Consider the following 20230-nt stretch of genomic DNA (forward strand, 5'->3'; position numbering starts at 1 on the left):
GAATCAAAAAAGAAGTTATGAAAAAAGTTTTACTGCCAAAGTCTCAGCTGACGCTGCTGTTTGCATTGCTGTTGAGCATTTCAGCATTTGGCCAGAAAGGATTGATTACCGGAAGCATTATGGATGCGCAGAAATTGTCCCTTCCCGGTGCAACGCTGAAAATCACACCCGGCAACCAGTATACCATTTCGGATGTGCACGGCAAGTTCGAGTTCCTCAACGTGGCGCCCGGCACTTACAAACTGGAAGCTACTTACATCGGCTATCAGAACTATTTTCAGGACATAACATTGGAGGCAGGCCAGAATGCTTCAGTAATTCTTGTGATGCAGGAAGGCGGTCTGGACATGAAAGAAGTGGTCGTACTGGGCGACAGGCTCAAAGGACAGGCGCGGGCACTTAACCAGCAGCGCAACAATGAAAACATCAGCAACATCATTTCATCGGATCAGGTCGGACGTTTTCCGGATGCCAACATTGGCGACGCGTTAAAGCGCGTTTCGGGCGTCACGATGCAGAATGATCAGGGCGAAGCAAGAAATATTATCATACGCGGACTTGCACCGGAACTCAATTCCGTCACCATGAACGGTGACCGCATTCCGTCGGCAGAAGGCGATAACCGCCGAGTGCAAATGGACCTGATCCCGTCGGATATGATCTCGACGATTGAAGTCAACAAAACGCTTACGTCGGATATGGATGCGGATGCCATCGGCGGTTCGGTCAATCTGATCACGCGCTCGGCACCAAACGGCCAGCGTTTTTCAGGAACACTTTCCGGGGGCCTGAACCCGATCCGCGGCAAAGCGCTGTATACCGGCGGGTTTGTATATGCCAACCGTTTTGCGAAAAGTAAGATCGGAATGGTTCTGAGCGGATCGTACAACAACAACAATTACGGTTCCGACGATGTAGAAGCTTCCTGGGCCAAAGATGATTTCGGAAATGTTTATATCAATGAAAGCGATATCAGGAAATACGATGTCCAGAGGATCAGAAGAAGCCTGTCCGCAGCATTTGATTTCAAGCTGGGCAAGAACAGCACCATAACGGCCAATGCGATGTACAACTGGCGCGACGACCGTGAAAACCGGTACCGCCTGCGGATTGACAATATTGAACCGGTATACAATGACGACAATCAGATTACAGGTTTTGAGGGCCGCATTGGAAGACAGACCAAAGGCGGGATCGACAACAGCCGTAACAACGGTTCAAGACTGGAAGACCAGCGCGTACAGAATTATTCACTGAAAGGCGACCATTTGCTGGGCCCGAAAGTGGACCTGGACTGGAGTGTAAGCTATTCCACGGCGAGTGAAGACCGTCCGAACGAGCGTTATATCAACTTCCGTGAAGGCGGAAATGCACTGATTTACAACGGCAACAGCCGCGCGCCGCTTTTTACAGCAACCGATTCGGACCCGCTTGCATTGGGACTTCAGGAAATTTCCGAAAACCATGATTTTACCAAAGAAACCGAACTCGGAGCCAAAGTAAATGTGCGCTTTCCGTTTTCTGTAATCGAAGGCCGGAAAGGACGATTGAGACTGGGCGGCCGGCTGAGGCTGAAAACCAAAGACCGCGACAATATCTTCTACGAGTATTCACCTGTAAATGAAGATGAGATCAGTAACCTTGGAAGCACCGGAACCGTAAACTGGGCCGGCAATAATTTCCAAGCCGGATCGCACCTGATTCCGGGTGTATTTGCCAGCAAAAGTTTTCTGGGCGGACTGAATCTTACGAATACTGCCCTTTTCGAGTCGGAAGCTGTGCCGAGTGAATACCTTGGCGTCAATTACCATGCAAATGAAAACATCGTGGCGGGTTACGTGCGCTGGGACCAGGATTTTACAGACAAACTGACGATGATCCTCGGTGCCAGACTGGAAAATACGGGCATTGATTATACCGGAAACGTCATTCTGGACGAAGAAGAACTGACTGGACAGCGTAACGTCAAAAACAGTTACCTGAACGTAATGCCCAATCTTTCCTTCAAGTACAACGCAACTGAAAACTTTATCCTGAGAGCTGCGGCCACTACGGCACTGGCGCGTCCCAATTACTATGCCCTCGCCCCTACCCTGAGCACCATTCCGGGCGACAAGGAAATCAGGGCGGGAAATCCGGACCTGAAAGCTACTTATTCATGGAACTATGATTTCATGGCTGAAAACTATTTTGAATCGGTCGGTCTGATTTCAGGCGGGGTGTTTTATAAAAACCTGAAAAACTTCATCTACACATACCGGAACCAGCAGTACACCACAGCCGACTTTGCAAATGATTTTCCGGGCAGCACGAACCCGGTTGCAGCCGGTGAACAATGGGATTTTTTCCAATCGCGCAACGGTGAAAACGTGAACGTCTTCGGCTTTGAACTGGCATTTCAGCGTCAGCTGGATTTCCTTCCCGGCTTTTTGAAAAACTTCGGGATTTATGCCAATTATACCTTTACCAAATCTTTTGCCGACGGCGTTTACAATGAAGACGGCGAAGCCCGCACCAATGTGACGCTGCCGGGAACCGCGCCGCACATGTTCAATGCGTCCCTTTCGTGGGAAGACAAGCGTTTTACGGCGCGTGTTTCGGCCAACTATACCGCTGCTTACCTGGATGCACTGGGCGGAAGCGATTTTGACGATATTTATTATGACAAACAGTTTTTTCTGGATGCAAACGCCGCATTTAAAATTACCAAAAACCTCCGGCTTTTTGCAGAAGCAAACAACCTGACAAACCAGCCGCTGCGTTATTACCAGAGCATTTCATCCAGAACCGTTCAGGCGGAATATTATCGTCCGAGATTTAACCTGGGCCTTAAATTTGACCTTACCAAATAGGTTCTCAAAAATTAATCAAAAGAAAACAGACCCGTCTGTCCGGAAAACCGGGCAGACGATTTTTAGTATTTATCCCCAAAAAGCATGCAGTCATTTTCAGTAAGTACAATCCTTTTTATTCTGGCATTAACCGCCTGCAACCGTCAGAACTCCGGAAAAACGGCCGATTCGAAACCGGCAGCAGACAGCACTGTTGTACAGCCAGTGGTTATCACCGATTCCGTTGTACATGACACGGATGATCCTGCCATCTGGCTTAACCAGGCGAACCCTTCCGGAAGCCTCATCATCGGGACGGACAAAGATCAGGATGGCGCATTGTATGTTTATGATATGAAAGGCAAAGTTCTGAATGACAAAGTGGTAAGAAACCTCAAACGACCCAATAACGTAGACATCGCATACGGACTCACGCTCGGCGGAAAGACCGTGGATATCGCCGTAGTAACAGAGCGGGAAGCCAACCGGATACGCATTTTTTCTTTGCCCGACATGAAAGCTGTTGACAATGGCGGCATTGAAGTTTTTAAAGGTGATTCCATGCAGGCACCGATGGGGATTTCGCTTTATACACGTCCGTCCGACAAGGCCATTTTCGCAATTGTAGGCCGCAAGACCGGCCCGGCCGACGGGTACCTCTGGCAATACCGCCTGCAGGACGACGGAACAGGAAATGTAAAAGGCACGGTTGTGCGCAAGTTTGGAAAATACAGCGGCAAAAAGGAAATAGAATCCATCGCCGTAGATAACGAACTGGGGTTTGTTTATTATTCCGACGAGCAAGTGGGCGTACGCAAGTACCATGCCGATCCGGATAGTGCGGACAAACAGCTTGCACTGATTCCGAACAAAGGTTTTACAGAAGACAACGAAGGAATTTCCATTTACAAAACAGGACCGAAAACCGGATTTATCCTGATTTCAGATCAGGGTGCCGACCAGTTCCATATTTTCAGGCGCGAAGGGGAAGCGAATAATCCGAACATGCATCCGCTGGTGAAAATTGTAAAGGTAGCCGCCCATCAGAGTGACGGTTCCGAGGTCACCAGCACACCCATTCTGCCGCAGTTCCCGAAAGGCCTGTTCGTAGTGATGTCGGAAGGCAAGGTTTTTCATTATTACCGTTGGGAAGATATCATCGGCAATCACAAATAGCACTTACTTTTTCGGGAGTATTTACGTGCTAACAACTTTCCGGAAATAAAATACGGCTATTTATTCCTGACAATGAGCGCCTTGCAAATGATAATATAAGTAATGCAGAATCATACCCTATCTTTACGGATACGATAAACTAAAATTATTAACATCATAAAGAAGGTTATGAAAAAAAGTGAAAAGCAGCTGGCAGCCAATATCGCCAGTGCAGTACATATCAAGCTCGATCTGACAGGCGAACAGTCGGAAAAAGTAGAAAAGGCAATCAAAAAATCGGCTAAAAAACTCGCCAAGAAGCTTCTGAAGATTGCTTCGGATGAAAATAACAGCCAGGAAAAGGATCAAGAGGATTCAGACGATAACGGATAATCCGAATCAATACTGACGATCATTTTTAATGCCGGCTTAAAGCCTGCATTCGGCCAAAGCATATTTTCCCTCGATACCAAAAGTGACATCCCGGTTTCTTTTCTGAAACACCTGCCAGAAAAAGGTTTTCAGGAAAAAGGCCGGGATGCTTTTTTAAAGACTAATTCGTTTTGTAGCATTCATTCTGAAACTTTGGTTTTCATTTTATAAACGCCTTCGGAAATCCGGGAAGTACTTTCGAAACCGCTGCAATTTTGCAGTTTCCTGTATTCGGCAAAAACTGTCCTGAAACATAACCGGACATGATTTTCTCCAACCTGAAACTGACTGCAGGAAGCCGTTTCGCTTCAGTAAGGTTTTTCGTTCATGCAGAACGCCGGAACTTCTTCGATGAGTACCTCTTTTCTGGCTTTGATCAGTCTTACGACGGAGTTGAATTTAAGAAGGTCAGACGCTTCGAATATCAGGATGCCGGCTACATTCTTGCCTTTACTGATAAAGTCAAGATGCTGAATCCGGACACCGTTCACAGATTCAACCAGCGAAGTAATATTATACAGGTTGAAGGTTTTAGGGTAAGTCAGCTTCAATTGGTAAGTATTGTTCATGACAATTCTATTTAAGCCATTATACTTCGTTAAACTCTACCAAATTTATAGAGTATACAAATGTAAGCATCGATAGAATGATATAAAAGCGCATGAAGTCATTGGCTGCTATATAAACCGAAAAGTTGCAGAACGTACCACCAAAACCGGAATGCGGATCAAACCGGCGCGGAAACCGGCTGCATGAATGTAATTTCAAATCAGCGGATCTGAGGTCTTAAATAACGCCCGTGCTTTGAAGGATAGTCCGTAAACTCAGACCAATGACCAGAATTCCGATACTGAGCATCAATGCCTTGCGGTTGATTTTTCCAACCAGAAGTGCTCCAAACGGGGCAGCAATCACGCCGCCGATGATGAGGCCCAGAACGACCTGCCAGCTGTTGATTCCGTTGAAGATCAGAAAGGTAACGCCGCTCGAAAATGTAATAATGAATTCGGCAGCGTTGACGGAGCCAATGGTGTAGCGCGGATCACGGCCCTGGCCCAGCAGTGTGGAAGTGACGATCGGCCCCCAGCCTCCGCCGCCCACAGAATCAAGAAATCCGCCTGCGGCCGCCAGGATGCCTATGCGTCTGGTTTTATTCTTGACCAGTTTTTTCTGAACGGCCTTTCTGATGATTACAATGCCGAGAACAAGCATATAAAAGGCAATATAAGGTTTGATCACATTTCCGTCAATGACATCGGAAAGCAGATAGGCACCGGTAACCGAACCCGCCACGCCGGCAATCAGTAAACTTTTGAATAACTTTTTATTGATGTTTCTGAATTTGAAATGGGAAATCGCGGAAGCGCCTGTCGTAAACATTTCAGCCACATGAACGCTTGTGCTGCTGACCGCCGGGGAAATGCCCATACCCAGCAGAAAAGAGGTGGAAGTAATGCCGTATGCCATTCCCAAAGCCCCGTCAACAAGCTGCGCCGCCAGCCCGACCAGCAGGTACAAAGCAAAGTCACTGTCCAGAAAAGACCTGACCGATTCATTGTCAGTCAGAAAGGCACTATTGAAAAACAGGATACCAAAAGTGATTAAAAGAAGCCCGGCAGGTACTATATACCATAATTTTGAAACGGGCCTGAGCGAAAGGACTTTTGAAAACATGAGTTCTGTATGGCAGATTGTACGTACAAAAGTAACAAAACTATTTAATCTACAAATTTTATAGACTTGCTAGTTGACACAATTTGCTCGTAAACACGTTTTTTATGCAGGCTTCCGGAAAGTACAACACGACTTTCAGAAAGTAAACAGGACCAGAAAAACAGAACTTAACTTACGCTGCTGCTGTCCATGTTCATTCTGGATTCACTCTCCGCTTTCAGCACGTCTGCCAGCGTCGTATTATCAAGAACGGCCAGGTTTGCATCCCGCCATTTTGCCAGTACGCTTCTCAGGCTGCAAGTTTCCTCCTCTTTGCAATCATCGCATTTGCCGTAAAAAAACATGGACACGCATAGTGCCGGTGCAATGGGCCCGTCGATGATCCTCAGCACTTTTGAAAAACTTACTTCTTCGGGCGGAATGCGCAGCATGTATCCACCGCCCTTTCCTTTCTGGCTTTGCAATACTCCGTTGTTCCTCAAATCCAGCAGGATAGCTTCCAGAAACTTTTTAGGAATTCTTTCCTGCATGGCAATTTCAGAAATAAGAACCGGTCCCTTTGCGTATCTTTCTGCCAATACTTTCAGGGCTTTCAATGCGTATTTTGCTTTTTTCGATATCATATATCAAATATATAGGAATTTTAAATTGCTTCATGTACATATCCTGATGCATTTCCGCCTGCATGCACGCCGCTCCCGGCCGGCCTGTTTCCTCGTGTGCCGCTGCCCTGCTTCCTTGCCTGCGTTCCTGCAGGAAACCGGATTACAGCCAAGATCATTCCGCCTTATTATTATACTAATTTGATAGACTTTATATTCTTTATTCCAAAATGTTCGTAATTTCAGGCCTGAGTACTTATAGAAATCAGGCGTATGCTTTCAAATGATGTTTTAGAAATTTACAGGAACGAACAACTGGCGGCTGAAGCATTTAAGGAATACCGGTTAAAAAAAGGAGTAATCTGTAAAAAATGCGGAAGCAGCCACCATTACTGGTTATCGCCAAAACGGCAGTTCCAATGCAAAAGCTGTAAGTTCCGGACCACCCTGCAAAGCGGAACATTACTGGAAGGCAGCAAGTTACCGGTTTCGTATTTTTTCATTGCATTGTATTTGCTGAAAAGCAGCGACAATAACCTGACGGTTGCCCATCTGCAGCAGCAAACCGGCCATAAATACAGCGAGCCTTTGTACGATTTTCTCAGGAAGATAAAAGGCCAGCTGAAAACCGGGGAACAGAACGAGCTACTTGCTGCTTTTTCGGAAGCAGCCGGCAAAATACGCCTGATGCCATGACAACCCTGCATTCCAATCCTATGACAACCGCTTTTACACCATGGCTCCAACCGGTTCGGAATCTATGAAAACACTTTTTTACCGTTATTTTTTACTTGTAACTGTATTGACCGGAATGGCAACTTCTAAAAATATCTGGGCGCAGGTTCCGTCGGGCGCTTCATCTTCAGAAATTCTTCAGGGCATTCAAAAGCTGAAAGTACTCGGAAATATCCTGTACTTCGGAGCGCATCCCGATGATGAAAACCCGACTTTCATCGCCTACATGGCCAATGAAAAACACTATAATACTGCCTACTTTTCACTGACACGCGGCGACGGAGGACAAAATGCAATCGGTACCGAAATCAGGGAAAACCTGGGCATACTTCGAACGCAGGAGCTTTTGCAGGCAAGAAGGATTGACGGCGGGCATCAGTTTTTTTCCAGAGCCATAGACTTCGGATTTTCCAAGAGTGCAGAAGAGGTTTTCACGATCTGGGACAAGGAAAAGCTGCTTTCCGACGCGGTCTGGATCATTCGTAAATTCAGGCCGGATGTGATTGTAACCCGGTTTCCGCCGGATGAAAGAGCAGGCCACGGGCAGCATATTGCTTCGGCAATGCTGGCCGAGGAAGCTTTTGAAGCAGCAGCAGACCCGGATCGTTTTCCCGAACAGCTGAAATACGTAAAGCCCTGGAAAACAACCCGACTGGTATGGAATGCAGGCATGTGGTGGAACCAGCGGCGCGATGAAGTGGATGAAAAAGACGCCAGGGAATGCCTCCGGATTGACCTCGGCACTTTCAATCCGCTGCTTGGAAAATCATACGGAGAAATTGCAGCAGAAAGCAGAAGTGTTCACAAGACACAGGGCTTCGGAACGGTTGGCTTCCGCGGCAGCCTGACCGAATATTTCAAGCATGTGAAAGGTGAAAAAGCAACGGACGATTTGTTCAGCCACATCGACACAAGCTGGGGCAGAGTCAGGAACTCAGGAAAGATAAACGCGCTGGTTACCAAAGCAATCCGTTCTTACAACTGTATCAATCCTTCGGCATCGGTTCCTGCATTGCTGGAAATCAAGTCCGAACTTGAAAAATTGCCGGACGGCTACTGGAAAGCGGAAAAGCTGAAAGATCTGAATAAAGTAATTCAGGAAGCACTGGGATTGTTTTTGTCGGTAAAATCAGACGATTACACCTACACGCCGGGTGAAAAGATCCGCATTACAGTTGAAGCAACAAACCGTTCTCCGGTTCCTGTTATTATCAAAAAAGTGCATTTTCCGTTTGAAGGCAAGGATACTTTAACCAGTATTAAAATCGTAAATAACGAAAAAACCGAACTTTCGGGCACCGCTGTAATTCCGCTGGATACAAAATATTCGCAGCCCTACTGGCTGGAAAAAGAAAGCGGCCCCGGCCTTTTTGACGTCAGGAACCAGCAGGAAATCGGGATGGCGGAAAACAGACCGGTGGCAGAAGTCGGCTTTGAACTCGAAATCAATACGCATCAAATAAGGTATGCCGTTCCGGTTGTATTCCAGAAGACAGACCCGATTCTTGGAGAAATTTATCAGCCGGTTTCTGTAACTCCGCCGGTCTTTGTTGCGCTGGACAACAAAGTTTATGTATTCAATGAAAATAAAAGTAAAAAGGTAAAAGTGAACGTAAAGTCCGGCGCCGAGAATCTGACGGGCACATTACAACTGAAACTGCCGGACGGGTGGCACGCTGAACCCTTTTCCGTTCCGGTAAATCTGAAAGCGAAAGGAGACGAGCAAAATGCTGATTTTGAGCTGTTCCCGCCTGCTTATGCGGACGAAACTGAAATCAGTGCCGTTGTAAATGTGGCGGGCAGGGAATATAATCAAAGCCTCAATGTAATCAGTTACGCCCACATCCCGACGCAGATCAGTTTTCCGAAGGCAAAGGCAAAGGCGGTCAAGGTAGAAATCCATAAAAACGGCCAGCTGATCGGCTACATCAAAGGCGCCGGCGACATGGTCCCGGCAAGTCTGCAGCAGATCGGCTATGAAGTGATCCTTTTGGAAGACCATGATATTGCAGCCGAAAAACTGCAAAGGTATGATGCTGTCATTATAGGCGTAAAAGCGTATAACATGGTGGAAAGACTCAAAATCATTAACCCGATCTTGCTGAAATACGTTGAAAACGGCGGAAATCTGATCGTTCAGTACAATTCGGATCAGGGTTTGTTGATGAAGAATTTCGGCCCCTACCCTTTTACCGTTTCGAGCAAACGGGTTACCGTGGAAGGTTCGGAAGTGCGGTTCCTGAATAAAGAATCCAAGGCACTGAATTATCCCAACAAAATCACGCAGAAAGACTTTGAAGGCTGGGTTCAGGAACGCAGTCTGTACCAGCCCGAAAACTGGTCGGACCAGTACGAAACAGTCATTTCCTGCAACGATCCGGGCTGTGAAAAGCTGGACGGCGGCATACTCATCGCCAAGTACGGCAAAGGCAACTACGTATACACGACCATGAGCTGGTTCCGCCAGTTGCCCGCCGGAGTGCCAGGCGCATACCGCGTATTTTCAAACCTGATTTCATTGGGAAGATAGCTGGCTTTTAGCGATTAGCGGTTAGCTGCTAGCGGTCAGATCAAAAAATCCTTCAACCAAACCCGTTTTATCCATGCATTCAAACAACGTCTTTGCCAGACACGCATTCCTTCTGATTTGCCTGTTTCCTTCATTATTACAAGCCCAAAGCGTCCAAAAAGACCGTCCGAATGTTATTTTTATTTATGCGGATGATCTGGGTTACGGAGATTTGAGTGCATACGGCGCAACCAAAATCAGCACGCCCAACGTAGACCGGCTGGCGCGCGAAGGAATGCTTTTTACCAACGCACATACGACGTCGGGAACCTGTACACCGTCCCGATATGCGTTGATGACTGGCCAGTATCCGTGGCGGAAACCGGGCACAAACATCCTTCCCGGCGACGCGGCATTAATCGTCCCGACAGAAAATGCGACTTTGCCTTCAGTTTTCCAAAAAGCAGGCTACAAAACAGGCGCAGTCGGCAAATGGCATCTGGGATTGGGTGAAAACGGCAAGAAGATCAACTGGAACCAGCCCATAGCAAAAGGCCCGGATGCTGTCGGGTTTGATTATTCTTTTATATTTCCGGCTACCGGCGACAGGGTTCCAACTGTATTTATTGAAAATCAGGAAGTTGTCGGCTTAGAAGCTTCCGATCCGATTGAAGTGAATTACCAGCAGAAAATAGGCACTGAACCCACCGGAAAGGAAAACCCCGAACTGCTGAAACTGCATGCTTCTCCGGATCACGGCCATAACAACACGATCGTGAACGGCATCGGAAGGATCGGATTTATGACCGGCGGGAAAAAAGCGCGCTGGACCGATGAAGAAATCGCGCATGTTTTTGCGGATCGTGCAGAAAATTTTATTGAACAACACAGCAAGCAGCCTTTTTTCCTGTATTTCTCGCTTAATGACATTCACGTGCCGCGCATGCCGAGTACGCAGTTTAAAGGTAAAAGCGGCCTCGGATTACGCGGCGACGCCATTTTGCAGCTGGACTGGACTGTCGGCAGAATCCTGAAAAAACTGGAAGCACTGGGCATTGCCAAAAACACGCTGATCCTTTTTTCAAGTGACAACGGGCCTGTTCTGGACGACGGCTATGACGACGGCGCCGTAACGCAACTGAACGGACATAATCCGCGCGGGCCGCTACGGGGCGGAAAAAGCAGTGCTTTTGAAGCGGGCACAAGGGTTCCTTTTCTTGTAAGATGGCCGGGCGTTGTCAAGCTGGGTACCAGATCGGACGCGCTGGTTTGCCAGATGGATCTTATTGCGTCGTTTGCTTCCTTTTTCAATCAGAAACTGTCGCAGGAAGATGCGCCGGACAGCCAGGATTTGTTTGCCGCTTTTACCGGAAAGTCTGCCAATGGCCGTGAAATACTTGTGGAACAAGGCGGCGGTTTTTCGCTGGTAAAAGGTTCCTGGAAATACATTGAACCATCCGAAGGGCCGAAAGTCCAGAAACTCACCGGAACCGAAACGGGCAGAGATTCGCTGCCGCAACTGTATGATCTGAAAAACGATATCGGTGAAAAAACTAACCTGGCCAAGACGCATCCCGAAATTGTAAAAGAGCTGGCCGCTGCATTGAAAAAGATCAGGGAAGACGGCAGAAGTCGATGATTACGCAAAAAATTCCCCGATCTGAATTACAGGCCGGGGAATGAAAAAGACTGTTTCTGCCTTCATTACAATGCCTGTTCTTTCAGGATCTTCTCAATTTCTGCTTTGCTGGCACCGCCTTTTTTCTCCCAGATGGCCTGATTGTTCCGGTAAAGGATCAGCGTCGGAAGGCCCACTACGCCCAGTTCTTTCACCAGCGATTTGTTCTCGTATGCTTCGATTTTGATGACTTTTACATTTGCCGCCTGTTCCGTTTTAATCGAATCAATCGTTGGGTCCAGACGCTTGCAGCCCGGGCAGTAACGCGATCCGAAATCGACCAGAACCAGTTTGTCGCTTTTTAAGGTGGCCGTGTATTCATCCAGCGAAAGCCCTTTTCCTACGGTGGAAATAACCGGCCGGCCCAGACCGATCCATTTGCTGAGGCCGCCGGGAATTTCAGTAACGTCTTTAAAACCTGCTTTTCTCAGATCCTCAGCCAGTATGCCGCTGCGCCCGTTGCCAATGGAATAGATAAAAACCGGCTTGTCTTTATTCAGTCCGGCACTTTTCTTTTCAAAATCCGCCTGATCGGCAATGTTGAAACTGACGGCACCTTCAAGATGATTCTGTACATACTCTTCCGGCAGGCGTGCATCCAAAATTTGTGCATCCTTGCCGGCCGCTTTCAGCTTGGCTTCAAATGCTTCAAAGGACAGCAATTCTCTTTTTGGTGCTTTTTGTGCAAATCCGGTTGTACTCAGAAACAAGGCAAAAAACAGTACGGATAACAAGGTCAGATTTTTCATTCGCTATGGATTAAAATGTTGGAAAATTATTTTTGGAACATACCTAAACCAATAAACTCACTGGCATATACGTAATCAAAGACCCAGCGCCGCCTGCCGGTTGGGACGCTGGACAGGCGCTCCGATCGGAGTTGCAGGTTTGATCTTTTCATAATCCACAACGCCTGTCTTTTCAGCCCAGCGGAAATAATCGGCTGACAATTCGTTTACAATATCCGTCCTGCCTGCAGCCAGGTTGCTCGTTTCACCCCTGTCGTTTTCCAGATCGTACAATTCCCACGCATAAGAAGGATAACTGGACACGATTTTCCATTTTCCTTTTCTCACTGCCCTGTTTCCCGCACGTTCCCAGAATAACGGCTCGGCCCGTTCCACCTGCTCCGTTTTGCCCGTAAGTACCGGCACAAGGCTTTTTCCCGGAAGCGGGTTCGTGTTCACGCCGGCATTTGTTGCAGGATAGGCAGCTCTCGCCAGCTCATAAAACGTAGGTGCAAGATCGATCAGATGTCCCGTGCCTTTCACAATGCTGTTTGCTTTGATCTGTTTCGGAAACCATGCGATAAATGGTGCACTGATGCCGCCTTCATGCATGTTGTTTTTATAGCTGGAATGCGGCGTATTGGAAACATATGCCCACGGCTGATCCTGATACACATACGAACCGGCTGTTCCGGCAGGACCAGAATTGCGCTGCGGCTTGCGTGGCGAAGCACCCGAATAGCCTCCCTGCGCACCATTGTCAGAAATAAAGACGATCAATGTATTCTGGTCTTTTTGCAGGGCTTTCAGTTTATCACGCAGCTTTCCGATGTTCTGATCCACGCGGTCGACCATAGCAGCATAGATTTCCATTTTGGTTTGCCAAAGCTGTTTTTCGTCATAAGGCACATTTTCCCACGGCACAACTTCGGAATCCCTGCCGGCGACCGACTGTTTCGGATCGGCAATGCCGAGTTCGATTTGCCGCCTGATGCGTTCTTTTCGCAGCGAGTCCCAGCCGATGTTGTAGCGGCCTTTGTATTTGGCAATATCGGCTTCATGCGCCTGCAACGGCCAGTGCGGTGCGTTGAATGCAAGGTACAGAAAGAAAGGCTTTGAAGTTTTGCTTTGCTCGTCCAGGAAAGTAATGGCATGATCCGCAATTTCGTCCGTCAGGTATTTGTCAGGCGGCAAATGGATGCGTTTGTTGTTCTCGACAAGTTCAACCGGAGGTGCCTGGCCGTATTTCCCGATATCAAAATAATTGCTGGCTCCGTTGATAAAACCGTAAAACCGGTCAAATCCCCGCTGGTTTGGCCAGGCCAGACTGTCATTTCCGACGTGCCATTTTCCGCTCAGAAGCGTACTGTAACCCGCATTCCGCAAAACCTCCCCGAAAGTAAGCGACTCTTTATTCAGATATCCCTGATATGCAGGCAGGCCGAGGTTTACATTGAAATAACCCACTCCGGCCTTGTGCGGATACTGGCCGGTAATCAGCGAGGCACGCGTTGGCGCACAAATGGAATTGTTGTAAAATTCACGGAAACGGATGCCCTCAGCCGCCAGCTGATCCAGATTCGGCGTTTTGATCTCGGAACCGTAAGCGCCGATATCCGAGTAACCCAGATCGTCCACCATAATCAGGATGATATTCGGCCGGGAATCATTTGCCTGTTTTTTCTGTGCATGAGCCTCAGAAAAACCCATTAAAGCAAGGAAAGCAGATACATATATTTTCATAGGAAGATTAAGAAAGTTAAAGCCGTAAACAGTCCGGAAGACTGCATGTAGAATGCAGCTGAAAACAGGAAATATGCTGAACGCGGAGCGGCAAAAAGTGCCTTACCGGATCAACAACAGCTATTTTGAGCGAATGGAATAATTGCAGAAGAAGCCACCATAAAATCAGCTGAAGTTATCTTTTCAGAATTGGAATTCATAACCGGAAAAATTTAAAATACCTGAGCATAATCCGCCGGTGGCTGACAGATTACTCTATTAAATTGATAGACAAAGTAAAGACATAGTCGTCATATAAAAAAGGGAATACCGATAATTTTTAAGGCTTTGTTTTATGAATACTTTCTCTCCGTTGACGCTGAGGTTTTCTTACTTGCTGGAACTTCTCTTTTCAGTTAAAAAAAAGTCATGAAAGCGCCTTACTTGATTGAATCCCAATCCGCCACGCCTACTTTCTGCGCCCACATAAGAAATTCCTTTTCCAGTTCTTTTACACGTTCCGGATGCTTTTTTGCAAGGTCCTGCGTTTCGGTCCGGTCGGTTTCAAGGTTGTACAATTCCCATGGCTGATGAATTTCCGAAACCAGCTTCCATTTTCCTTTCCGGACGGCGCGACTGCCTTCATGTTCCCAGAATAAAGTTCTTTCAGCGGATTGGCCCGGGTTCCTGAATGTTTCCAGCAGACTTTTTCCTTCATTCGGAATCAGCGTTTTTCCATGAAAATTCAACGGATAAGTCACTTTTGCAAGGTCCAGGAAAGTAGGCAGAATATCAATCAAATGGCTCGTCTGATCGCTGTATGTTCCGCCTTTGATCAATTTGGGAAACCATGCGATAAACGGCGAAGCAATTCCGCCTTCATGCGTGTTCTTTTTGAAAAGGCGAAAGGGCGTGTTGCTTACATTTCCCCATTCCGGATAATAGCTGTCGATGGAAGCAACCGAGCCCGGCGTTCCGTTTTTCTGCGTCACATAATCCCAATCTTTCACCGTATCCGCACTGCCGCCATTGTCCGAAACAAAAAGGATGAGCGTGTTTTTATCCTTTTTCAATGCTTTCAGTCTGGCAAGCACTTCGCCGATTCCGCGGTCCATCCGGTCGATCATGGCTGCATATATCGCCATCCGTAAATCCCAGCTTTCCTTTTCGGCAGCTGAAAGTGATTCCCATTGGTCTGCCGGTGAATAGGGTTCGGACAGTTTCCAGTCATTTCTGATAACACCGAGCTTTTTCTGTTTTTCAAAACGCTGCTTCCTGATTTCCTTCCAGCCTTTCAGGTACTTTCCTTTATATCTCGCAATATCCTCGGGCAAAGCCTGGATCGGCCAGTGCGGCGCGGTATAAGCCAGATACAAAAAGAACGGATCGGAACTGGTTTTCAGCTCATCGAGCGACTTGATGGCAAAATCCGTGATCGCCTGCGTAAGATAAACCGAAGTATCCTGCCGCTGGATTTCTGTTCCGTTCAGCATGAAAGTTACCTTCCGGCCGTCATTGTAAATCGGCTCCGAGTTGAAATAACTGCTGCCGTTGTTCTGCATGGTAAAAGATTGGTCAAAACCCCGGTTATTCGCAAATGCCGACGGCACAAGCCCGACGTGCCATTTCCCCGATACAATCGTCCGGTACCCTTTTGTTTTCAGAAGCTGTGCAATCGTGACGCTGTTTTCGCTCAGGAAACCCTGATATGCCGGCAGGCCTTTGTCCTGCACCATATCGCCGATCCCGGCCTGATGCGGATACAATCCGGTCAGTAAGGCAGCGCGTGACGGACAGCATCGGCCGCTGTTATAGAACGACGTCAGCCTCAATCCTTCTTTTGCAAGCCGGTCCAGATTGGGCGTACTGATCTCCGAACCAAAACAGCCCAGATCGGAAAAGCCCAGATCATCGGCAAGGATGAGGATGATGTTGGGGCTTTCGTCAGAACTTTGTGCATGAATCTGTCCTGAAAGCAGGAACAGAAACAATGCGTAAAAAGCAGCTTTTCTCATTGTCCGGCCTTTTTTGCCCTTGCGGCACGTTTTGTAATGTGACTGTTGTCGGCAGGCATGCGCTGCACGAGTGCAGTCGGTGTTTCGCCTATGTTCTTTTCATACGCTTTCCATGCAGCAAGCAGTTCTTTTATTTTTTCAGGATTGGTTTTTACGAGATTGTTCTTTTCGCCTGCATCCGTTCTGAGGTTAAAAAGAAGCGTGTCCGTTGCCGGAACCAGTACAACATCGTTTTGCCTGATATCGGCCTGCGGCAAACGCAGCTTCCAGTCGCCTTTTCGGAATGCTTCGATGATGCCGTTGGAATAATATGCAAACTCCGTTCCTTTCCGCTTTCCCGTCCCGAACAAAACCGGGCTGATATCCTCTCCGTCCAGCTGTTTCTGTGTTTGTGTTTTCTGGCTGCCCGTCAGGCTGATGATCGTCGGATATAAATCAAGCTGTGTCGCCAGATCGTCGTAAACGCTTCCCGCTTTGATCTTTCCCGGCCAGTACGCCAAAGTCGGGACGCGCTGCCCGCCTTCGAACGTAGTGCCTTTTCCCTGACGCAACGGACCCGCCGAACCGCCTTCCACATCAAAGATCAGCCAAGGGCCGTTGTCGCTGGTGAAAATGACCAGCGTATTTTCTTCCAGTCCGTTTGCCTTGATGGATTTTACAATTTCACCCACGCTCCAGTCCAGTTCCTCAATGACATCGCCATACAGTCCTCTTTTCGATTTTCCCTCGAATTCCGGTGAAGCGTACAGCGGCACGTGCGGCATATTATGCGTTACATACAGGAAAAAGGGCTGATTTTTATTCTGTGCAATAAACCGCGTTGCTTCTTTCGTGTACGTTCTGGTTATGTATTTCTGATTGACTTTCATGCTGTCCACCTCGTTTCCGCGCAGATAAACCACGCCCTGCATATCGTTGCTGTACGGGATTCCGTAATATTCGTCGAAGCCATTTTGTAATGGTAAAAACTGCCTGTGATGCCCCAGATGCCATTTTCCGAAAATGGCCGTTTTATAGCCATTGCCTTTCAATGCTTCCGCAATCGTTACTTCGTCGGACGGGATTCCGGTAAAGCTTTCAGGAAAAAACACGTGTTCAATGCCCATTCTTTTGGGGTAACGCCCGGTAATCAGCGCAGCCCGCGTGGGGCTGCATACCGGAGACGCTGAGTAAAAGGAAGTAAGTTTCAGACCTTTGGCTGCGAGGTTGTCAATATTCGGCGTGCGGATATCCGTTGCGCCGAATGCGCCTATATCGCCGTAGCCAAGGTCGTCGGCCAGGATTACGACAATATTCGGCTTGCTCTTTTGCTGGCCGGATTGGGCAAAGATTATACCTGCCGTCAGCACCAGCAGGAATGTATTAAAGATAGTAAATATTCTTTTCATGTTTTCAGTTGGTTAAACAGCGTATTTTCTGATCAGCTCGTAATTCAGTTCATGGCCGAGGCCGGGAGTTTCGGGTACATGAATGTATCCGTCCTTGAAATTCTCAACCGGGTTCAGCAGTTCTGCGCGCCACGGCACTTCACCGTATGCATATTCCAGGATGGAAAAATTGGGAATGGCAGCACAAACCTGCACACTCGCTGCCGTCGAAACCGGCCCGCTCGGATTGTGGGGCGCCACGGTGATGTTACCCGCTGTTTCGGCCTGCGCAGCAATAAAACGCAGTTCCTGTATGCCGCCGCAATGCTTTACATCCGGCATAATCATGTCCAGCGCTCTTGTATTGATCAGTTTTTCAAAGCCTTGCCGTCCAAAAATAGATTCTCCGCCTGCCGAAGCCTGCATGATTGCATCGGTGATTTCTTTGGTGTCGCCCGGATACTTTTCCGGATCAACGGCCTCTTCAAACCAGTAAAGATTAGATGGTTGCAGACGTTTTGCCGTGGCAATCGCAAGTTTTTTATCCAAATGGCTATGCACATCAATCAGCAGGTCCGTTTCCGTCCCGATCGTTTTCCTTACGGCCTCAATGCAGTTCACAGCATAATCCAGGTCGGATGCAATCTGTTTTTCATCAGCGGTTTGTAATGGCTTCATTTCGTCGAAAGGTGCCAGCTTCACGGCTTTAAATCCGTTTTTCATGGCACTTTCCGCATTGGACTGAAATGACGAAACGAGCCTTCTGCCATTTGCATCGCGTTCGTTAGTGGCGCGATTTATATTGGCATATACTTTCAGTTTTTCCCTCAGTTTTCCGCCCAGTAGATTATAAACCGGAACGCCGAGCGCTTTGCCGTTCAGGTCCCACAATGCCTGCTCGATTGCGCTGAATGCGGTAATTGCCACTTTTCCTTTTTGCGCCGCTTTCTGCAGACCACGCTGACGGAATTGTTCTACGGCAAACGGAGATTCATTTTTTACCAGTTCAAAAAACGCTTTCAGTTCCGTTTTCAACTGATTTTTCCCGTCCGTAACCGATGCCGAAAATCCATGCGATGCTTCGCCGAGGCCGCTGATTCCTTTATTGGTTTTCAGTTCGATAAAAAACCAGTTACCGCGTGCATTTACCTTGATCTCGTGCACGTCCAGCGCAGTTACGACCAGTTTTTCATCCGATTTGCTTCTGTTTTTAGCAAAAACATCAGTCCATGCCAATGCAGGCAGCAGGCTTGCAGCGTTCAGGAAATTTCTTCTGTTCATCGTTTTGTTTTCGATCATCAGGATAATTTGAAAAGATCAGGGGGCAACGGCTTTCGGTTCAATGGGCAAGGGCAGATAATCGCGGTTCAGGATCATCCATTCCTGCAGAAGTGTTTTCAGCCGGTGTTCCGTTTCACGGATTTCAGGCTTTCCGGCCAGATTGTCGGTTTCATCCGGATCTTTTTCTTCATCATAAATCTCGAACATCGGACGGCGCTCTGCAAAAAGCAGTCTGTCGTATTTTTCTTCCAGTTTGCCTTCGGTGTGTTTCTGTTTCAGGTCAAGCCAGAAAGGCTGTGCGGCAAAATCGACCGGATGATAAGGAATTTGCCAGATGGCGTTGTAAATCAGTTTGTATTTCTTGTTAAAAACCGTCCTGCCCAGATCAAAATCGGCTGAATTATAAGGAAGGTTCTGTCCATGCGCCCCGCGAACGGCATAAATGTAGTCGTGGCCTTCAAATGCAGCGCCCTGAAAGGAAGGCACTAGGCTTTTTCCTGTTATCTCCTTTGGAATGGCAATGCCCGCCATATGCAGTAAAGTAGGCGCAATATCGATACCCGAAACCAGCGCATCGCTTGTTTGTCCGGCTTTGATAAGCTCCGGATGGCGCATGATCAGCGGCACATTCAGGCCCAGATTATAGAGCGTTCCTTTTCCTCTCAGCAATGCACCGCCGTTATCCCCAATAAAGACGACCAGTGTATTTTCAGTCAGCCCGCGCTTCTGCAGATCATCCAGCACACGCCCGACATCTCCGTCCAGCCGCTGGATTTCACCGAGATAGGAAGCAAAATCTTCCCGAAGCTGCCTGGTGTCCGGCCAGTGTTTCGGCAAGGAAATTTCGTTCGGGTTGGGCTCAAATTCCTTTGCATTGAAAACCCGGTGCGGATCGCTGTAACCGACCTGCACAAAAAACGGCTTTCCTTTCGGCGCCTGATCCAGAAATTCCGAGTATTGCTGATAAATGCTGTCGCGGTTTCCTGTTGTTTTCAGGTAATCAACCCGGTTTTTAAAGGTTTCCAGATCGTATTTTTCAAGAATATCCACCGTCTCGGGTACACGGCGGTTGCCGTCCAGATGAAAGTTGCGGCCCAGAATTCCCGTATGATACCCGGCTTTCCGGAGCAGCTCCGGATATGCCATAACGGATTTATCAAGCGGTGCCGAAAAGCGTGTCATCTGAATGTCCAGTGTATTGCGGCCGGTCATGATCGCTGCACGGGACAGCACGCATTGCGGCGCGGTCGTGTAGGCACGGCGGTACAGAATGCCTTCTTTTGCCAGCTTGTCGATATTCGGCGTTTTGATTTCGGGGTAACCATAACTGCCCAGAAAAGGCGCACTATGGTCGTCGGACACAATCAGGACAATGTTCGGAGGCTGCGGCTTTTTCTTCTGCGCCTGAACGGCCGGCGCAAAAACGGCCAGCAGCGATAAAGCCGTAACGGTACTTTTAAAGATGTTCATTTTTGTAGAATGGTAAATTGGACACTGGATT

Annotated in this window: 16 protein-coding genes; 6 read left to right on the top strand and 10 right to left on the bottom strand. The window is 47.9% G+C overall.

Annotated features, from left to right (window positions below):
- Positions 1 to 17 precede the first annotated feature (17 nt).
- The 3 genes from FEM33_RS16225 to FEM33_RS16235 all read left to right on the top strand — a co-directional run bounded on the left by FEM33_RS16225 (position 18) and on the right by FEM33_RS16235 (position 4379).
- Positions 18 to 2852, top strand: a complete 2835-nt coding sequence (locus FEM33_RS16225) for a TonB-dependent receptor (protein ID WP_139013055.1) — start codon at positions 18 to 20, stop codon at positions 2850 to 2852.
- Between the two features lie 84 nt (positions 2853 to 2936).
- Positions 2937 to 4007 (top strand): phytase, encoded by a 1071-nt coding sequence (locus FEM33_RS16230; RefSeq protein WP_139013056.1) that lies wholly within the window; start codon positions 2937 to 2939, stop codon positions 4005 to 4007.
- A gap of 168 nt (positions 4008 to 4175) precedes the next feature.
- On the top strand, positions 4176 to 4379 hold the full coding sequence (locus tag FEM33_RS16235; protein WP_139013057.1) for a hypothetical protein: 204 nt from the start codon (positions 4176 to 4178) through the stop codon (positions 4377 to 4379).
- Between the two features lie 347 nt (positions 4380 to 4726).
- Here FEM33_RS16235 and FEM33_RS16240 read toward each other — a convergent pair whose 3' ends face one another.
- The 4 genes from FEM33_RS16240 to FEM33_RS26420 all read right to left on the bottom strand — a co-directional run bounded on the left by FEM33_RS16240 (position 4727) and on the right by FEM33_RS26420 (position 6873).
- The gene (locus FEM33_RS16240) at positions 4727 to 4987 is read right to left on the bottom strand and encodes a hypothetical protein (protein WP_139013058.1); all 261 of its coding nucleotides are present in this window, start codon (positions 4985 to 4987) and stop codon (positions 4727 to 4729) included.
- A gap of 217 nt (positions 4988 to 5204) precedes the next feature.
- The gene (locus FEM33_RS16245; RefSeq protein WP_139013059.1) at positions 5205 to 6092 is read right to left on the bottom strand and encodes a sulfite exporter TauE/SafE family protein; all 888 of its coding nucleotides are present in this window, start codon (positions 6090 to 6092) and stop codon (positions 5205 to 5207) included.
- Positions 6093 to 6259: 167 nt separating this feature from the next.
- Positions 6260 to 6715, bottom strand: a complete 456-nt coding sequence (locus FEM33_RS16250; RefSeq protein ID WP_139013060.1) for an RrF2 family transcriptional regulator — start codon at positions 6713 to 6715, stop codon at positions 6260 to 6262.
- A 20-nt stretch (positions 6716 to 6735) separates the two neighbouring features.
- Positions 6736 to 6873: a hypothetical protein gene (locus tag FEM33_RS26420; protein ID WP_161597157.1), complete on the bottom strand. Its 138-nt coding sequence runs from the start codon at positions 6871 to 6873 to the stop codon at positions 6736 to 6738.
- A gap of 94 nt (positions 6874 to 6967) precedes the next feature.
- Here FEM33_RS26420 and FEM33_RS16255 point away from each other — a divergent pair, with 94 nt between their 5' ends.
- From FEM33_RS16255 to FEM33_RS16265, 3 genes are all read left to right on the top strand, one after another.
- Positions 6968 to 7390 carry a transposase gene (locus tag FEM33_RS16255; protein WP_139013061.1) on the top strand — a complete coding sequence of 141 codons (423 nt, stop codon included), beginning with the start codon at positions 6968 to 6970 and terminating at the stop codon, positions 7388 to 7390.
- Between the two features lie 64 nt (positions 7391 to 7454).
- Positions 7455 to 9959: a PIG-L family deacetylase gene (locus FEM33_RS16260; protein WP_229214272.1), complete on the top strand. Its 2505-nt coding sequence runs from the start codon at positions 7455 to 7457 to the stop codon at positions 9957 to 9959.
- 73 nt (positions 9960 to 10032) lie between these two features.
- Positions 10033 to 11577, top strand: a complete 1545-nt coding sequence (locus FEM33_RS16265; RefSeq protein WP_139013062.1) for a sulfatase family protein — start codon at positions 10033 to 10035, stop codon at positions 11575 to 11577.
- Positions 11578 to 11642: 65 nt separating this feature from the next.
- Here the strand turns inward: FEM33_RS16265 and FEM33_RS16270 are convergent, their stop codons facing one another.
- The 6 genes from FEM33_RS16270 to FEM33_RS16295 all read right to left on the bottom strand — a co-directional run bounded on the left by FEM33_RS16270 (position 11643) and on the right by FEM33_RS16295 (position 20199).
- Positions 11643 to 12365 (bottom strand): thioredoxin domain-containing protein, encoded by a 723-nt coding sequence (locus FEM33_RS16270; RefSeq protein WP_139013063.1) that lies wholly within the window; start codon positions 12363 to 12365, stop codon positions 11643 to 11645.
- A gap of 75 nt (positions 12366 to 12440) precedes the next feature.
- A complete protein-coding gene (locus tag FEM33_RS16275; protein ID WP_139013064.1) occupies positions 12441 to 14087 on the bottom strand; it encodes an arylsulfatase in 1647 nt (548 codons plus the stop codon).
- 419 nt (positions 14088 to 14506) lie between these two features.
- The gene (locus FEM33_RS16280) at positions 14507 to 16081 is read right to left on the bottom strand and encodes an arylsulfatase (RefSeq protein ID WP_139013065.1); all 1575 of its coding nucleotides are present in this window, start codon (positions 16079 to 16081) and stop codon (positions 14507 to 14509) included.
- Positions 16078 to 17469 carry a sulfatase family protein gene (locus FEM33_RS16285; RefSeq protein WP_139013066.1) on the bottom strand — a complete coding sequence of 464 codons (1392 nt, stop codon included), beginning with the start codon at positions 17467 to 17469 and terminating at the stop codon, positions 16078 to 16080. Before FEM33_RS16285 ends, FEM33_RS16280 begins: the two co-directional genes overlap by 4 nt.
- Positions 17470 to 17481: 12 nt before the next feature.
- Positions 17482 to 18729: a mandelate racemase/muconate lactonizing enzyme family protein gene (locus tag FEM33_RS16290; RefSeq protein WP_161597158.1), complete on the bottom strand. Its 1248-nt coding sequence runs from the start codon at positions 18727 to 18729 to the stop codon at positions 17482 to 17484.
- Positions 18730 to 18765: 36 nt separating this feature from the next.
- On the bottom strand, positions 18766 to 20199 hold the full coding sequence (locus FEM33_RS16295) for a sulfatase family protein (RefSeq protein ID WP_139013068.1): 1434 nt from the start codon (positions 20197 to 20199) through the stop codon (positions 18766 to 18768).
- Positions 20200 to 20230: the final 31 nt, after the last annotated feature.

Origin of the sequence: Dyadobacter flavalbus (assembly GCF_006149045.1) — a bacterium.
In the GTDB taxonomy this organism is placed as follows: domain Bacteria; phylum Bacteroidota; class Bacteroidia; order Cytophagales; family Spirosomataceae; genus Dyadobacter; species Dyadobacter flavalbus.

Coding starts and splice junctions, on each gene's coding strand:
- FEM33_RS16240 (WP_139013058.1), bottom strand. CDS start 4,987: ATGAACAATACTTACCAATTGAAGCTGACTTACCCTAAAACCTTCAAC.
- FEM33_RS16225 (WP_139013055.1), top strand. CDS start 18: ATGAAAAAAGTTTTACTGCCAAAGTCTCAGCTGACGCTGCTGTTTGCA.
- FEM33_RS16255 (WP_139013061.1), top strand. CDS start 6,968: ATGCTTTCAAATGATGTTTTAGAAATTTACAGGAACGAACAACTGGCG.
- FEM33_RS16270 (WP_139013063.1), bottom strand. CDS start 12,365: ATGAAAAATCTGACCTTGTTATCCGTACTGTTTTTTGCCTTGTTTCTG.
- FEM33_RS16265 (WP_139013062.1), top strand. CDS start 10,033: ATGCATTCAAACAACGTCTTTGCCAGACACGCATTCCTTCTGATTTGC.
- FEM33_RS16275 (WP_139013064.1), bottom strand. CDS start 14,087: ATGAAAATATATGTATCTGCTTTCCTTGCTTTAATGGGTTTTTCTGAG.
- FEM33_RS16295 (WP_139013068.1), bottom strand. CDS start 20,199: ATGAACATCTTTAAAAGTACCGTTACGGCTTTATCGCTGCTGGCCGTT.
- FEM33_RS16285 (WP_139013066.1), bottom strand. CDS start 17,469: ATGAAAAGAATATTTACTATCTTTAATACATTCCTGCTGGTGCTGACG.
- FEM33_RS16260 (WP_229214272.1), top strand. CDS start 7,455: ATGAAAACACTTTTTTACCGTTATTTTTTACTTGTAACTGTATTGACC.
- FEM33_RS16290 (WP_161597158.1), bottom strand. CDS start 18,729: ATGAACAGAAGAAATTTCCTGAACGCTGCAAGCCTGCTGCCTGCATTG.
- FEM33_RS16250 (WP_139013060.1), bottom strand. CDS start 6,715: ATGATATCGAAAAAAGCAAAATACGCATTGAAAGCCCTGAAAGTATTG.
- FEM33_RS26420 (WP_161597157.1), bottom strand. CDS start 6,873: ATGATCTTGGCTGTAATCCGGTTTCCTGCAGGAACGCAGGCAAGGAAG.
- FEM33_RS16230 (WP_139013056.1), top strand. CDS start 2,937: ATGCAGTCATTTTCAGTAAGTACAATCCTTTTTATTCTGGCATTAACC.
- FEM33_RS16280 (WP_139013065.1), bottom strand. CDS start 16,081: ATGAGAAAAGCTGCTTTTTACGCATTGTTTCTGTTCCTGCTTTCAGGA.
- FEM33_RS16245 (WP_139013059.1), bottom strand. CDS start 6,092: ATGTTTTCAAAAGTCCTTTCGCTCAGGCCCGTTTCAAAATTATGGTAT.
- FEM33_RS16235 (WP_139013057.1), top strand. CDS start 4,176: ATGAAAAAAAGTGAAAAGCAGCTGGCAGCCAATATCGCCAGTGCAGTA.